The following is a 14,220-nucleotide window of genomic DNA, read 5'->3' on the forward strand; positions in this document are numbered from 1 at the left end:
AAACGACGTTAGAGGGGCTCTTCATGGACCTGAACTGGCAGCAGCAGTTGTGGGAAAGCGCGCTCTGGATGGCGCGCGCGTTTGGCATCAGCGTGGTCGCGCTGGCAGTGGCGACGCTGGCGCTGGCGCGCTGGACCGACTGGGGGCGCAAGTTCTGGCGCCTGGCCTGGCCCTACCTGACGCCGCGGCGCAGTTGGCGCCCGCTGCTGACGCTGGCCGCGCTGTTGTTCCTGGCGATGTTCGCGGTCCGCATGACCGTGCTGTTTTCGTTCTGGTACAACGGCTTCTACAGCGCGCTGCAGGCGCTCGATCCGAACGCATTCTGGCGCTTGCTGGGCATCTTCGCGGTGCTGGCCACGGTGCACGTGATTCGTACCCTGGTCGACAGCTACGCCGGCCAGGCCTTCGACATCCACTGGCGGGTCTGGCTCAACGACCGCCTGACGCGCGACTGGCTTGGCGCGCGCGCCTACTACCGCGGCCACTTCGTGGGCGAACCGGTGGACAACCCCGACCAGCGCATCGAGCAGGACATCGCCCTGTTCGTGAGCGGCTCGCGCTCGCTGGCGATCGGCGCCTTGAGCGCGGTGGTGTCGCTGGTGGCGTTCACCGGCATCCTGTGGAACCTGTCCGGCGCGCTCGAGGTGGCTGGCGTGGAGATCCCGCGCGCCATGGTATTCATGGTGTACGTGTACGTGCTCATCGCCACCTTGTTCGCGTTCCGCATCGGCCGGCCCCTGATCCTGCTGAACTTCCTGTCCGAGCGGCTCACCGCCAACTTCCGCTACGCCTTGCTGCGGCTGCGCGAGAATGCCGAGAACGTGGCCTTCTACCAGGGCGAGGAGGTCGAACGGGCGACGCTGTGGGCGCGCTTTTCGGCCTATATCGCCAACCTGTGGGAGCGGGTATACCGGGGCCTGAAATTCGACGGCTTCAACCTGGTGGTGAGCCAGGTGGCCGTGGTGTTCCCGTTCCTGTTGCAGGCGCAGCGCTTCTTCAGCGGCGCGATCAAGCTGGGCGACGTCATGCAGACCTCTCAGGCCTTCGGCCAGGTGCAGGACTCGCTGTCGTTCTTCCGCACCTCATACGATGCCTTCGCGCAGTACCGCGCCACGCTCAACCGCCTGGCCGGCTTCCTCGACGTCAACGCGGCGGCGCGCGATCTGCCGGCGATCGCGGCGCTGCCCTTGCCGCACGCCATGGAAATCAGCGGACTGGACGTGTCGCGTCCCGATGGCCGCGCGCTGCTGCGGCGGTTGGACCTGGCGCTGCATCCGGGCCAGGCCCTGCTGATCAAGGGGCCTTCGGGCAGCGGCAAGACCACCCTGTTGCGCGCCCTGGCGGGCCTGTGGCCCTACGCGCAGGGCACGGTGCGGCGGCCGCAAGGCGCGGCCGCGCTGTTCCTGTCGCAGCGCCCCTATCTGCCGCTGGGCAAGCTGCGCGATGCCGTGGCTTATCCCGGGCATGCGCAGGCCGGCGATGATGCGCGCCTGGCGTCCGCGCTGCGGGCGGTGAATCTGGGGCACCTGGCCGCGCGGCTGGACCACGAGGCCGATTGGTCGCGCATCCTGTCGATCGGCGAGCAGCAGCGCGTGGCGTTCGCCCGCGTGCTGTTCAACCGGCCGGCGATCGTGTTCCTGGACGAGGCCACATCGGCCACCGACGAAGGGCTGGAACACATGCTCTACGGCCTGCTGCGCGAACAGTTGCCAGACGCCATGCTGGTCAGCGTCGGCCACCGCAGCACGCTGGACGCGTTCCACTCCCATCGGCTGGACCTGGACGGAGAGGGGGGCTGGCGCGCCGGACCGCTGGCCGCGGCGCCGGGGCCGGTGCTGACGCGGGCGGCGGCCTGAGGCCGGTGCGAGGCGTTCTGCCGTGCGGCCGGGTCCCAGCGGCCGGCCGCTGGCACGAGCACGGGCGGCGCCCGGCGTGCCCGGGCGCCGGTCAGGTGCCGACCCGCAGCGGGCCGGTCAGCTTGCGCAGCGCCGCGATCACGCTTTGCGCGGTGATGCGGCCGGTCTTGGGATTGGCCGACGGGATGTTCTGGATTTCCATCGAGAACGAGGCGGAATCCGACACCACCTCGACGCGATGCACATTGCGTTCCAGCGACGGGTCGGCCCAGATCTCCAGCGTGGTGCGGTCCGGACCGATGCCGGCCAGCGAGACGCTCACCGCCACGTTCAGGTTGGCCGGGAAGCCCACCGCCGCCTCGCGCGGCGAACCGCGGAAGATCAGGCGCGGCTCGGTGATGCCGTCGATATCGATGTTGTTGTCGGTCAGGTAGGGCGCGCCCAGCAGGCCGCGCACCGGTTTGCGCGTGATCATCGTGACCGAATGGATCTCGCCCTCGGCGGCGGCGGTGATCGCATCCAGGCCCAGGATGGCGCCGGACGGCACCAGGATCTGGCCGTGGTGGCGGCGCGCCAGCTCGATCAGGTCGTCGTGGCGCAGCAGCGCGCCGGAGCTCAGCACCACCAGCTTCTTGCCGGCCGTGAGCACCGGCTCGGCCAGTTCGCGGAACACGGCGGCCGGGGCGCATTCGACCACCACGTCGCAATGTTCGGCCAGCGCGCCGATGGTGGTGAACACCGGCCTGGCGTTCTGCCACGCCACCGCGGGCGCGGCCTGGGGATCGCGCACGGCCACGGCGGCCAGCGTCAGGCCGGGCAGGCCGGCATCCAGGGATTGCGCCACGGCCTGGCCGATGGCGCCGAAGCCGGCGATGCCGACGCGGTAGCTGTTCATGGAAGATTCCGGGGAAGGGGCGCAGGGCGCCGTCAGATTCGCGGGCCGGCCGGCGGCAGCATCGCCGGCCAGGGTCGGCGGTCACTGTAGCGAGGGGGCGGGCGTGCGTCAATCATCGCGGACGCCATGCGCTGTCCGTTCCGTTCGTTCATCGCCAGGGGGCAGGGGCATGCGGCTAGCGGGCCGGCGGGGCGAATTCCCGTCCCGTGTAGTCGGACGCGACCGCGATCTCGCCGCGAGCCAGCCGCGCAGACCAGTCGTCCAGCACGCGGCGTTCCTCCGCGCCGACGTCCGCGCCCAGCGCCAGCCGCAGCGATGCGCCCGCTTCCAGGCCGAAGTGCGTGACCGCGCCGACCCGCAGCGCGCCGGCGGCGTGATCGGCCGCGGCGCGTTCCACGCACAAGCCAGAATCGGCCAGCGCCGACGCCAGATACACGGCGGGATCGCGCGCCACCCAGTCCAGCACATTGCCGATCTGCCACAGGCCGCGGCGGCGGCAGGCGCGGGTGATGCCGTCGCGGCCGCCATCCATCATCGCGAACACCACGCGCGCGCCGTCGGCGGCCAGCGCGTCGGTCCAGGCCTCGGCCAGCGCCGGGTCGTGCTGGTTGCCGCAGAAGCCGGTCAGCGGATCCTGGCCGACTACGCGGCGCACACCGTCGGCATAGGCGGCGCGACCCTTCAGCCCGGGCCGCACGCGTTCCCCCGACAGATGCGCGGCGCCGCCGCGCAGGCCCGCCAGCACGCCGGCCAGGAAGGCCGTGTGCTCCTGCAGGATTTCATAGGACGCGACATTGGCCGCATGGTGGCTGCCCTGGGTGATGGCGAACTGCGTGCGCGCAAAGCGCGGCGCCACCCGCGCCACCGGCACATCGCCCTGGCCGCCATGCACGATGACGAGGTCGGGGGCGTCCGCGCACAGCGCCGCCAGGCGCTCGGCGCGCGCATCGGGGTCGTTGTCCGCGATCCATTCCACCTGCAGGGCGTGGCCCGCGCGCGCGGCGCGCGCCGCGCCCTGCACGGCGGCTTCGTTGAACCCGCCCCGGCCGGCCTGGCCGAACAGCACCAGCAACCGGCGCACGCTCACAGGCTGGCTCCGGTCGCCCGCACCACCGGGCCCCAGGTATCGGCCTGGCGGCGCACGAAGTCGGCGAATTCGGCGGGCGACTTCTGCGCCAGCACGAAGCCCTGCCCTTCCAGTTTGGCGCGGATATCGGGGATGCGCAGCACCTGCGTCAAGGCGTCGTACAGGCGTTCGCTGACGGCGTCGGGCAGGCCCGCCGGGCCAGACAGGCCGACGAAATTCTCGGCCACCAGGCCGGGATAGCCCAGCTCGCCCACCGCCGGAATCTCCGGCGCCTGCGGCACGCGTTGCGCGGTGGTCACGGCCAGCAGGCGCAATTGGCCGGTGCGCAGGAACGGCAGGTTCTGCGGCAGCGCGTCGACCGCGAAGCGGATCTGTCCGCCCAGCAGGTCGTTGCGCATCGCGCCCGAGCCCTTGTACGGAATGTGTTCGAGCCGCGCGCCGGTCTGGCGCGCGTACAGTTCGCCGACGATCTGGCCGACCGACGCCAGGCCGCCGCTGCCGTACTGCACCGGCGCCGGCTGCGCCTTGATCCACTCGGTCAGTTGCGCGAAGGTCTCGACCGGCACCGACGGATGCACCACGAACGCGGTCGGCACCGCGCCCAGGTAGGCCACGTGGCGGAAGCTGGCCAGCGGATCGTAGTGGTGCTGGGGCATCAGCGCCGGCGAGATCGACAGCGGCGCCGAGTTCGACATCAGCAGGGTGTAGCCGTCGGCCGGGGCCTGCGCCACCTGCGTCGCGCCGATGGTGGAGCCGGCGCCGGGACGGTTGTCGATCACGATGGACTGGCCGAGCAGTTCGCCCAGCGCGGGCGCGATGACGCGCGCGGCAATGTCGCTGGCGCCGCCCGGCGGGAACGTCACCACCAGGCGGATGGGGCGCTCGGGCCAGGCGGCGGCGCGCGCCCGGCGCGGACGCGCAAGCGGCAGGGCCAGCGTGCTGGCGAGCAGGAATCGGCGGCGGGAGATCGGCATGGCGGGTCGGCGCTTTGGCGGCAAAGGGCCGTACTGTAGGAAACCATGCCGTCCGCCACAAAGACTTTATGGCGGTTTGCTTATGCCCGCCGCGTATCGCGGCGGACGGGGCGCGCGCCTTGCGCTTGCGCCGCCCGTCGCGCCGCCGGCAGAGCGCGGGCGGCGGGGCCCGTGGTCAGCCGCCTTGCCTGGCCTTGGCCATGTAGTCGACCGTCAGGTTGGACAATGCGCGCACGCCGTTGATCAGGCCCGACTCGTCCACATAGAAGCGCGGCGAATGGTTGGGAGCGGCGGTGTCGGGATTGACGTCCTTGGGCGTGACGCCAAGGTAGAAGAACATGCCCGGCACCTTCTCCTGGTAGAACGAGAAGTCCTCGGACGCCGTCGACTTGGGCTGCAGGCCGTAGTTGCCTTCACCCGCCACGCGCCGCAGCGTGCCACCCATCTCCTCGGTCAGGCCGGGATTGTTGACGGTGGCGTTGTACAGCTCCACCACCCGCACGTCGGCCTTGGCGCCGGCGCTCTGCGCGATCTGCGTGGCCGTGCGCTCGATGCGCTGGTGGATGTCCTTCTTCATGCCCTCGTCATACGTGCGGATGGTGCCCGTCATGGCGACGCTGTCCGGCACGATGTTCATGCGGTTGCCGCCGTGGATCGCGCCCACGGTGATGACGGCCGGCTCCAGCATGCTGTTGATCTGGCGGCTGGGAATGGTCTGCAGGCCCAGGATGATCTGCGAGCTGACCACGATCGGGTCGATGCCCGACCACGGCCGCGCGCCGTGCGTCTGCTTGCCGGTGACGTCGATCCAGAACTGGTCGGCCGCGGCCATCGCCGGGCCGCTGCGCCACGACAGCTTGCCCACCGGATAGCTGCTGGAGACATGCAGGCCGAAGATCGCGTCGACCTTGGGATTGTCCAGCACGCCTTCCTGCACCATCATCTTGGCGCCCCAGATCTTCTTGCCGTCCGGCTCGAAGTCGGCGGGACTCTCCTCGGCCGGCTGGAAGATGAACTTGACGCTGCCGGGCAACTGGTCCTTCATGCCGGCCAGCACTTCGGCGGTGGCCATCAGGATGGCGGTGTGGGCATCGTGGCCGCAGGCGTGCATCACGTCCACTTCCTTGCCCAGGTAGGTGCCCTTGGCCTGGGAGGCGAACGGCACGTCCACCTGCTCCTTGACCGGCAGCGCGTCCATGTCGGCGCGCAGCGCCACCACCGGGCCGGGCTTGCCGCCCTTGAGCAGCGCCACCACGCCGGTGCCGGCCACGCCGGTCTTCACTTCCATGCCGAGCGCGCGCAGATGGTCGGCCACCAGCTTGGACGTGCGCGTTTCCTGGTTGCCCAGTTCGGGATGCTGGTGGATGTCACGGCGCCAGGCGATGAGCTTGTCTTCGATGGCCTTGGCGCGCTGGTCGATCTGCGCGGCCAGTTCCGGCATGGGCGCCGGCGCCAGCGGCCCCTGCGTGCCGGGCGCGCTTTGCGCGGCGGCGGCGCCGCTCAACGCCAGGTGCGCGGCCAGCGCCAGCGGGGCCAGGCGAAACAGGATCTTGCGGTGTTGCATGGCATGTCTCCTCTTGGTTGTTAACCTGTTATTGGGCGGAGATATTACCGGAGCGCATGCGCGGCGGCGCGCTTGTTACGCCTGCTTAAAAACGCCGCTGTTTGATTCCGGGCGCTGGAATTCCGCGCCTTGGAATTGCGCGCCCCGCCTGGGTTTCGCCGACTCGCCGCGAGGCCCGCGCAGCGTCGTCGGACCCACGCGGTAGCGTCCGGCGTCGCCGCGACGATGCGCGCGCCTGTCGCCTACGCGGCCCGCAACACCGGCCGCGCGCCGCGCGTGACCCGCAGCAGCACCAGCGCCGCCAGCAGCGAGGCCACGCCGGCGCCGGCCATGGCGGCATGGAAACCGCTGGCCAATGCGTCGGCGAACAACGCCGCCACGCCATCGGGTTGCGCCGGCAGCGCGTGCCGGGTGACCGCCACGCGCGCCACCGCCTGCGCATCCGGTTGGCCCAGCCGCGCCAGCGCCGCGGCCAGGTGCTCGACCGCGCGGCTGCTCATCAGCGCGCCGAGCAGCGCGATGCCGATGGTCATGCCGGTCTGGCGCAGCGCATTCATGGTGGCCGAGGCCATGCCCGAGCGCTCGCGCGGCACGGTCGCCATCACCGCCATGCTGGTGGCCGGCACCGACAGTCCCATGCCCAGGCCCAGCAGCACCATCAGCGAACCCGACAGTGCATAAGGCGTGTGGGCGTCGAAGCTCATCATGCCCAGCATGGCCGCGCCGACCATGGCATAGCCCGCGATCATCAGCCGGGGCAGGCCGAAGCGCTGGTTCAACCGGCCGAACACCGTCGACACGATGCCGGTGGCCACGAACTGCGGCGCCAGTTGCCAGCCCGTCTCCAGCGGCGTCAGGCCGCGCACGTGCTGCAGGTAGAGCGAGAAGAAGAACAGGCTGCTGTAGGCGCCGAATCCCATCACGAACGAGGCGAAGTTGGTGCTGGCGAAGCCGGCGTCGCGGAACAGGCCCAGCGGCAGGATGGGGCGCGCCACGGTGTGCTCGACCCAGAGGAAGGCGATCAGTCCGAGCGCGGCAACGGCCAGTGCGGCGAGGGTGGCCGGCGCCTGCCAGCCGTGTTCGCCGGCAGTGATCAGGCCATAGGTCAGCGCGCCCAGCCAGACCACGCTCAGGGCCTGCCCGAGCGGATCGAAGGCGGCATGCTCGGGATGCGCGCTTTCCTGGATGCCCCAGGCGCCCAGCGCGATCGCCAGCGCGCCCACCGGCAGGTTGATCAGGAAGATGCTCTGCCAACTGAAGTGCGCCACCAGCAGGCCGCCCAGCATGGGCCCCACGATCAGCGAGATGGCATTGCACGAGGCCCACAGGCCGATGGCGCGGGCGCGCTCGGCGGGGTCGGGAAAGGCCTGGGTCAGCAGCGACATCGCGCCCGGGATCAGCAGCGCGCCCGCCACGCCTTGCACCGCGCGGCCCGCCAGCAGCAGCGGCAGGTTGTCGGCCAGCCCGCACAAGGCCGAACCCAGCGTGAACAGCGCCACGCCCGCCAGCCACGAGCGCTTGCGGCCATAGCGGTCGCCCAGCGGCCCGGCCGACAGCATGAAGGCAGACAGGAACAGCGCGTAGGCGTCCACCACCCATTGCAGGCCGGCCATGTCGATGCGCAGCGCCGCCTGCATGGTGGGCAGGGCGACATTGACGATGCTGATGTCCAGGATGGTGATGAAGCTGCCTAGGTTGACGGCAAACACCAGGGCGCGGCGGCGGGAGGCAAGCATGCGGAAGGGCCGTGAAGGGGATGGAAAGCGTATTCTAGTAATCGACTGACCGTCGGTCAATAAATAAAAAGACGCATTCCCGGATGTTTTGCGGGCGGCAGGCGGGGCGCGTCCTCTACACTGCGGATCGTTGAAAATGAAAGGATTCCCGCTCGCGATGGTCCGTTCCGCCAAGTCCCCCGGCAAGCCCGACGCCAAGCCCGACGCCGAGCCTGGCGCCAGGCCGGATACCCGGCCCGCCGGCAAGCCGGACACCCGGCGCGGCGCCAATGCCAGCGCCGCAACGCCGCGCACCAAGCCCGCGTCGGTGCGCCTGGACGAACTGATGGCGGCCGCCGAAGATCTGTTCGTGCGCCAGGGCGTCGAGACCACCACCATCGACCAGATCGTGGCGCAGGCCGGCGTGGCCAAGGGCACCTTCTATCATTACTTTTCATCCAAGGCGGACGTGCTGGCGGCGCTGCGCGTGAAGTTCTCGCAAGGCTTCCTGGACCGCATCGACGCGGCCATGGCGGCCTGCGCGCCGGACGATGGCGTGGCGCGCCTGCAGGCCTGGACGCGCGCCGGCGTGCACGCCTATTTCGACGGCTATGCGCTGCACGACGTCGTGTTCCACGACGTCAACCACCCGCATCGCGGCGCCGCTGAACGCGCGGCGGTGCTGGCGCAGGCCGAGGGCATGCTGCGCGCCGGCCAGGCCGCCGGCTGCTGGCAACTGGCGCAGCCCGGGCTGACAGCGATCCTGCTGTATCACGGCATGCATGGCGCGGTGGACGACAGCATCGCGCGCGGCGCGGCCGACGCCGAGGCGCTGGCCGCCAGCCTGATTCCCTCGTTCCTGCGGCTGGTGGGCGCGGCTACTGCAGCTTGATGCCCAGTTCCTTGATCAGCGGGGCCATCTGCGCGCGATCGGCGGCGATGGTGTCGGCCAGTTCCTGCGCGCTGCCGCCGATGGGTATCATGCCCAGCGCCTCCATCTGCGCCTTCATCGCTGGTTCCTTGAGGATGTCCGCGACCGATTGCTGGATCCGCGCCACGCGGTCGGCCGGCACCCCGGCCGGCGCCATCAGCCCGATCCACGGCTGCGGCGCGTAGTCGCCCATGCCCGATTCGCGCAGCGTGGGCGTGTCCGGCAGGCCGGGAAAACGTTCGGGGCTGGTGATGGCCAGCGCCCGCAGGCGGCCGCTGTCGATCAGGCCCTTCGAACTGGAAGGGGCGTCCAGGCCGACGTCGAGCTGGCCGCCGATCAGATCGTTCTGCGTCTTGCCCGACGAGGAGGAGGGGATGTACAGCGCCTTGATGCCGGCGCGTCGCGCCGTCTGTTCCCACACCAGGTGGAAGGCGGTGCCGATCGAGAACGAACCCACCGTCAGGCTGCGGGCCCTGCTCTCGCGCACGAAGTCCTGCCAGGTCCTGATGGGGCTGTCGCTGGGCACGATGAAAAGGAACGGCGTGCGCGCCACCAGCGCCACCGGCTGCAGGTCCTTCTGCGGATCGAACGGCAGGTGGTCGACCGCGAACGGCACGATGGTCACGGACGACGCCACCACCATGCCCAGCGTGTAGCCGTCCGGCGCCGACTTGACCAGCGCCCCGGTGCTGATGATGCCGGACGCGCCGGGCTTGTTTTCGACCACCACCGCCTGGCCCCAGGCGGTGGACAGCTTGCTGGCGAGCACGCGCAGCATCACGTCGACCGGACCGCCCGGCGGATTGGAGACGATGATTTTGACCGGTTTGTCCGGATAGGCCGCGCCGGCGGCGGCGGGCAGCAGCAGCGCGAGCGCGATGGCAAATTGCTTGAGCATTGGTATTCCCCTTGTCGATGTTGGACGCGCCGGGTCATGCGCCCGGCGCGGGACTTCAGGCCAGCCGTTCCAGGTGCGGCGCGGCCGGCCACGCGGGCGTCTCGCCGCGGATGAAGGCAATCCAGGCGCGTTGCGTGGTCCGCGCCAGGGAGGCGGCCTGCGTCGGCGCCAGGCCCCGCAGCATCGGCGCGTCGGCAAAGGCCGCGAGCGTGTCGAAGACGAACGGCAGTTCGATGCAATGGCAGGCCTGAAAGCGCGCCGTGGGCGCCACGTCGAAGCGCGCCAGCCACGCCTGCCGACCCTGGGCCGTGGCGTCCGCGGCCCACTGCCGCGAAGGCGCGCCGAACACGGCCTCGCTGGTCAGCGCGCAGTCGGGGCCGTCGCCGCCGGGAAATGCCGCCATTTCGTCACGGGTGTAGCTGACCAGCACATCGGCGCGGCCCGCCGCCCGCCGTAAGGCAGGCTCGATGTCGACGGGCAGCACCTGGCCATCGAGCACCGGACCGAACAGGCTGCGGCGGCTGCCTTCGGCCTGCAGGGCCGTCGCCACTTCGGGCGCCTGTTGCGCCGCCAGCAGCCGCTCGACGGGCAGGGCGCGGGCCTGTTCCAGCGTATCGGCGCCGGCGGCGGCGAGGAATGTCTGGCCCAGCGCCGCGGCCTGCGCGCTGCTGCGAAAGCCGCGGCCGAGCGCCGCGCTTTGCAGGATGGCGCGGCCAAAGCGCGGCCGCCGCGCCAGCATGGCGCAGATCGACGAGGCGCCAGCCGATTGGCCCATCAACGTGACGCGGGCCGGGTCGCCGCCCAGGTCCTGGATGTTGTCGAGCACCCAGTCGATGGCGCATTCCTGGTCCAGCAGGCCGACGTTGGCGGTCTCGCCCGGCAGGTGCAGCCAGCCCAGCGCGGCCAGCCGGTAGTTCACCGCCACCACCACCAGGTCGCCGCGCGCCGCCAGGGACGCGCCGTCATACCAGTCGAGCGCGCCGCCGCCGCTTTGCCAGGCGCCGCCGTGCAGCCACACCACCACCGGCCGGCGGCGCGCGTCGGCGGCGGGCGTCCACACCGTCAGGTGCAGGCAGTCTTCCGCCTGCGGCGCCACGAAGTCGCCCATGGCGCCGCGCAGGCGCGAGGGCAGTTGCGGCGCCACGCTGCCGGGGCGGGAGGCATCGCGCGGGCCGCGCCAGCGGGCCGGCTGGGGCGGCGCGAAGCGCAGCGCACCCAAGGGCGGTTCGGCATATGGAATGGCGCTGAAGCGGCAGGCGCCGCCCTCGCGCACACCGGCCAACCTGCCGGCGCGCAGGTTGGCCTGAACGGTGTCAGTCATGGTCTGGTCCCTTGTCGTCCTGGTTTTCGGCGGACGGCGTGCAGGGCCGCCATCCGCTCGGGACTATGGTAGGGACTGACGGGGGCGGGCAGGCATGCCGGTTTCGAACCGGGTCATGCGCAACCCGCATACCTGCGCCGTGGGCGCGGCCGGGCCTGCCGCGCCTACTTCAGGATGCGCGCATCCATGCTGTTGTCGGCCAGCGCCTGGGCCTGCGCCTGGCTCATGCCCAGGTGCTCGTAGAGCGCGTGGAAGTTCTCGGTGACGTAGCCGCCGAAGTAGGCCGGGTCGTCGGAGTTGACCGTGACCTTCACGCCGGCGTCCAGCAGCGACAGGATGTTGTGCTGCGACATGTGGTCGAACACGCGCAGGCGGGTGTTCGACAGCGGACACACGGTCAGCGGGATCTGCTCGTCGATCAGACGCGCCATCAGGCGCGGGTCCTCGGCGGCGCGCACGCCGTGGTCGATGCGCAGCACCTTCAGCAGATCGAGCGCCTCCCAGATGTATTCGGGCGGGCCTTCCTCGCCGGCGTGGGCCACGGCCGGCAGGCCCTCGGCGCGGGCGCGGTCGAAGACGCGCTGGAACAGGCGCGGCGGAAAGCCCTTTTCGCTGCTGTCCAGGCCCACGGCGATGAAAGCGTCGCGGTAGGGCAGCGCTTCTTCCAGCGTGCGCATGGCCTGTTCTTCGGGCAGGTGGCGCAGGAAGCTGAGGATCAGGCCGCTGCTGATGCCGAGCTTCCTGCGGCCGTCTTCCAGCGCCTGGCTGATGCCGTCCAGCACCACCTTGAACGGCACGCCGCGGTCGGTGTGGGTCTGCGGATCGAAAAAGGGCTCGGTGTGCACCACGTTCTGCTCGTGGCACTTGACCAGGTAGTCCCAGGTCAGGTCGTAGAAATCCTGCTCGGTGCGCAGCACGTCGGCGCCGCGGTAATACAGGTCGAGGAATTCCTGCAGGTTGCCGTAGTTGTAGGCCGCGCGCAGGGCATCCATATCGGGCCACGGCAGCGCCACGCCGTTGCGGCGGGCCAGCCGGAACAGCAGCTCGGGTTCGAGCGTGCCTTCCAGGTGCAGGTGCAGTTCCGCCTTGGGCAGAGAGTTGAGCCAGTCGTACATGGGTGCTCCTAAGTCGAGGTATTGATGGCCTGCGCCACGGTGTCGGCGAATGCGCGCGCCTGGCGCGTGCTGGGGCGGTCGCGGCGCCAGATGGCGGCCAGCGGCGATTTGCGCAGCGCCGGCCGGGCCGCCAGCACCACCACTTCGCCGCGTGCCGCGCGCACCGCCGCGACGCTGCCCGGCAGCATCCACAGGTAGGGACCGACCGTCAGCATCTCGCGGCCGAATTCCAGCGACAGGGCGCCGATCATATCCGGAATCGGCAGCCCCTCGCGATGCAGCACCATTTCCAGTTCACCGCGGATACGGCTGCCGGGCAGGGCGGTGATCCAGGGATAGGCCACGCACTCGGCCAGCGTGGCATCGGCGCGCTCCGCCAGCGGATGGCCGGGGGCGCACACCAGCACCACCGGATCGTCCAGCAGGTTGGCCGAGCGGTAGATGCGCGGGTCCACCGTGGACGAGAAGCGGCTGATCAGCACATCCAGCGCGCCCGCGTCCAGGTCTTCGATCAGGCGTTCATGGGTGCCGATCTCCAGCGTCAGGGTGATGCGCGGATAGGTCTCGCGAAAGCGCGTCGCCGCCTGCGCCACCGGCCAGCCGGCAAACATCGAAAAGCAGCCCACCGTCAGGCTGCCCTCGTCGCCGCGCGAGAGCGCCGCCAGGTCGATCTCGGCCTTGCGGAATCCCGTCAGCAGCTGGCGCGCGTGGCGGCACATGGCCTCGCCCAGCGGCGTACAGCTGGTGCCGCGCGCGGTGCGCTCGAACAGCCGCGCGCCCACCAGTTCCTCGATCTCGGCGATGGCGCGCGACAGGCCGGACTGCGTGCTGTGCAACTGCGCCGCCGCCTTGGACAGATTGCCCAGCTCGGCGACCGTCAGCACGATTTCCAGGTGCCGGGTGCGGAGTTTTCCTTTGAAGGGCGTCATGGCGGGCGGGGCAGTGGCGATGCGCCGATTATTGACCCGCGCCGGGCCCTTGGCAACGCGGCCCTGGCGTTTCGGTATAGTTCGTCGCCAGGGAGGCGGACGCGCGATGCGCATGACGACAAGGTGGAAATCCGGGCGGCCCCAGGCCGCGCCACGATGGCTGGTGGCGGGGCTGGCGCTGGCCATGCTGGCCGGCTGCGGCGTGTCGACCGTGGACGCCGTGCGCGTGACCTGGCCGCCGTTCAAGGAAGGCACGGCGCTGACGCTGCCGTCCGATCCGGCGCAGTGTCCCGACCTGTCCGGCACCTACCGGGTGGCGGGTGAACCGCGGGGTGAACCGGGCTCGGGCGAGGGCGCCGCCGGCATGGCCGACCTGCGCCACTTCCTGGCCTACACCCTGGACCTGGCGGGCCTGCCGGATACCTCGGAACATGCCTGGCGCCCCACAGCGGCCGCCAGCGTCGCCTTCGCGGCGGCGCCGGAAGGCTGGCGGATCCTGGCCGATGACGGCCAGGGCGGCCGCTTCACCGGCCTGCTGCCGCTGCGCGACGGCACGGCGGGCTTCCCCGGTCCGGCGGATGGCCCGCCGCTGGCCCGGACCGACATCCAGCACTTCGGCGGCTGCACCCAGGGCCGCTACTGGATCAGCGCCCGGCGCGACTGGCGCCAGTATGAATCCAAGGGCGTGTTCCGCACCGTGGCGCTGCTGCGGCCACAGGCGGGCGGATTGCTGGTGAGCGTGCAGCGCGAGTCGCACAGCATCGGCCTGCTGCCGTGGTATTCGTCGGATGAGGTGCGGTCGCAGTATTGGTTCGGGCCGTCGGCCGCGGGCCGGTAGCCCCTCGGGTAACCGCCCGTATCCACGCGCGCTTTCCGGTTCGATTTCGTCGCCCGCTCGCGGTACGATCCGGGCTGACTTCGATTTTTCAGGATAA

General features: G+C 70.7%; 12 protein-coding genes. 3 read left to right on the plus strand and 9 right to left on the minus strand.

Features of this window, described 5'->3' with window-relative positions; translation table 11 throughout:
• The first annotated feature begins 23 nt into the window (after nt 1-23).
• Nucleotides 24-1,856: an ABC transporter ATP-binding protein/permease gene (locus SB816_RS08885; RefSeq protein ID WP_410546821.1), complete on the plus strand. Its 1,833-nt coding sequence runs from the start codon at nt 24-26 to the stop codon at nt 1,854-1,856.
• Between the two features lie 91 nt (nt 1,857-1,947).
• Here SB816_RS08885 and SB816_RS08890 read toward each other — a convergent pair whose 3' ends face one another.
• The 5 genes from SB816_RS08890 to SB816_RS08910 form a co-directional block, all read right to left on the minus strand.
• Nucleotides 1,948-2,751: an aspartate dehydrogenase gene (locus SB816_RS08890; RefSeq protein ID WP_054502000.1), complete on the minus strand. Its 804-nt coding sequence runs from the start codon at nt 2,749-2,751 to the stop codon at nt 1,948-1,950.
• Nucleotides 2,752-2,926: 175 nt separating this feature from the next.
• A complete protein-coding gene (locus SB816_RS08895) occupies nt 2,927-3,838 on the minus strand; it encodes a BMP family ABC transporter substrate-binding protein (protein ID WP_410546822.1) in 912 nt (303 codons plus the stop codon).
• A complete protein-coding gene (locus tag SB816_RS08900; protein ID WP_144654825.1) occupies nt 3,835-4,812 on the minus strand; it encodes a Bug family tripartite tricarboxylate transporter substrate binding protein in 978 nt (325 codons plus the stop codon). Before SB816_RS08900 ends, SB816_RS08895 begins: the two co-directional genes overlap by 4 nt.
• A 175-nt stretch (nt 4,813-4,987) precedes the next feature.
• The gene (locus SB816_RS08905; RefSeq protein WP_054502003.1) at nt 4,988-6,376 is read right to left on the minus strand and encodes an amidohydrolase; all 1,389 of its coding nucleotides are present in this window, start codon (nt 6,374-6,376) and stop codon (nt 4,988-4,990) included.
• 242 nt (nt 6,377-6,618) lie between these two features.
• Nucleotides 6,619-8,112, minus strand: coding sequence for an MFS transporter (locus SB816_RS08910; protein ID WP_175190241.1), 1,494 nt, complete (start codon nt 8,110-8,112; stop codon nt 6,619-6,621).
• A gap of 136 nt (nt 8,113-8,248) precedes the next feature.
• Here SB816_RS08910 and SB816_RS08915 point away from each other — a divergent pair, with 136 nt between their 5' ends.
• The gene (locus SB816_RS08915; RefSeq protein ID WP_410546823.1) at nt 8,249-8,983 is read left to right on the plus strand and encodes a TetR/AcrR family transcriptional regulator; all 735 of its coding nucleotides are present in this window, start codon (nt 8,249-8,251) and stop codon (nt 8,981-8,983) included.
• On the opposite strand, the gene SB816_RS08920 is transcribed toward SB816_RS08915, so the two are convergent.
• The 4 genes from SB816_RS08920 to SB816_RS08935 form a co-directional block, all read right to left on the minus strand.
• Nucleotides 8,970-9,920 carry a Bug family tripartite tricarboxylate transporter substrate binding protein gene (locus SB816_RS08920; RefSeq protein WP_116791776.1) on the minus strand — a complete coding sequence of 317 codons (951 nt, stop codon included), beginning with the start codon at nt 9,918-9,920 and terminating at the stop codon, nt 8,970-8,972. The genes SB816_RS08915 and SB816_RS08920 overlap by 14 nt on opposite strands.
• 55 nt (nt 9,921-9,975) lie before the next feature.
• On the minus strand, nt 9,976-11,241 hold the full coding sequence (locus SB816_RS08925; RefSeq protein ID WP_175143144.1) for a carboxylesterase/lipase family protein: 1,266 nt from the start codon (nt 11,239-11,241) through the stop codon (nt 9,976-9,978).
• Nucleotides 11,242-11,405: 164 nt separating this feature from the next.
• Nucleotides 11,406-12,356 (minus strand): adenosine deaminase, encoded by a 951-nt coding sequence (locus SB816_RS08930; RefSeq protein WP_068953231.1) that lies wholly within the window; start codon nt 12,354-12,356, stop codon nt 11,406-11,408.
• A gap of 8 nt (nt 12,357-12,364) precedes the next feature.
• Nucleotides 12,365-13,285 carry a LysR family transcriptional regulator gene (locus SB816_RS08935; RefSeq protein ID WP_059271596.1) on the minus strand — a complete coding sequence of 307 codons (921 nt, stop codon included), beginning with the start codon at nt 13,283-13,285 and terminating at the stop codon, nt 12,365-12,367.
• Nucleotides 13,286-13,397: 112 nt separating this feature from the next.
• On the opposite strand from SB816_RS08935, the gene SB816_RS08940 reads away from it, so the two are divergent.
• Nucleotides 13,398-14,123 (plus strand): hypothetical protein, encoded by a 726-nt coding sequence (locus tag SB816_RS08940; RefSeq protein ID WP_410546824.1) that lies wholly within the window; start codon nt 13,398-13,400, stop codon nt 14,121-14,123.
• Nucleotides 14,124-14,220: the final 97 nt, after the last annotated feature.

Source organism: Achromobacter sp. SIMBA_011 (assembly GCF_046535435.1).
GTDB lineage: Bacteria > Pseudomonadota > Gammaproteobacteria > Burkholderiales > Burkholderiaceae_B > Achromobacter > Achromobacter dolens.

What these genes read in the sequence shown, in the direction of transcription:
- SB816_RS08930 (WP_068953231.1), bottom strand. Translation starts at nt 12,356, where the DNA reads ATGTACGACTGGCTCAACTCTCTGCCCAAGGCGGAACTGCACCTGCAC.
- SB816_RS08890 (WP_054502000.1), bottom strand. Translation starts at nt 2,751, where the DNA reads ATGAACAGCTACCGCGTCGGCATCGCCGGCTTCGGCGCCATCGGCCAG.
- SB816_RS08935 (WP_059271596.1), bottom strand. Translation starts at nt 13,285, where the DNA reads ATGACGCCCTTCAAAGGAAAACTCCGCACCCGGCACCTGGAAATCGTG.
- SB816_RS08900 (WP_144654825.1), bottom strand. Translation starts at nt 4,812, where the DNA reads ATGCCGATCTCCCGCCGCCGATTCCTGCTCGCCAGCACGCTGGCCCTG.
- SB816_RS08940 (WP_410546824.1), top strand. Translation starts at nt 13,398, where the DNA reads ATGACGACAAGGTGGAAATCCGGGCGGCCCCAGGCCGCGCCACGATGG.
- SB816_RS08920 (WP_116791776.1), bottom strand. Translation starts at nt 9,920, where the DNA reads ATGCTCAAGCAATTTGCCATCGCGCTCGCGCTGCTGCTGCCCGCCGCC.
- SB816_RS08905 (WP_054502003.1), bottom strand. Translation starts at nt 6,376, where the DNA reads ATGCAACACCGCAAGATCCTGTTTCGCCTGGCCCCGCTGGCGCTGGCC.
- SB816_RS08910 (WP_175190241.1), bottom strand. Translation starts at nt 8,112, where the DNA reads ATGCTTGCCTCCCGCCGCCGCGCCCTGGTGTTTGCCGTCAACCTAGGC.
- SB816_RS08885 (WP_410546821.1), top strand. Translation starts at nt 24, where the DNA reads ATGGACCTGAACTGGCAGCAGCAGTTGTGGGAAAGCGCGCTCTGGATG.
- SB816_RS08925 (WP_175143144.1), bottom strand. Translation starts at nt 11,241, where the DNA reads ATGACTGACACCGTTCAGGCCAACCTGCGCGCCGGCAGGTTGGCCGGT.
- SB816_RS08915 (WP_410546823.1), top strand. Translation starts at nt 8,249, where the DNA reads ATGAAAGGATTCCCGCTCGCGATGGTCCGTTCCGCCAAGTCCCCCGGC.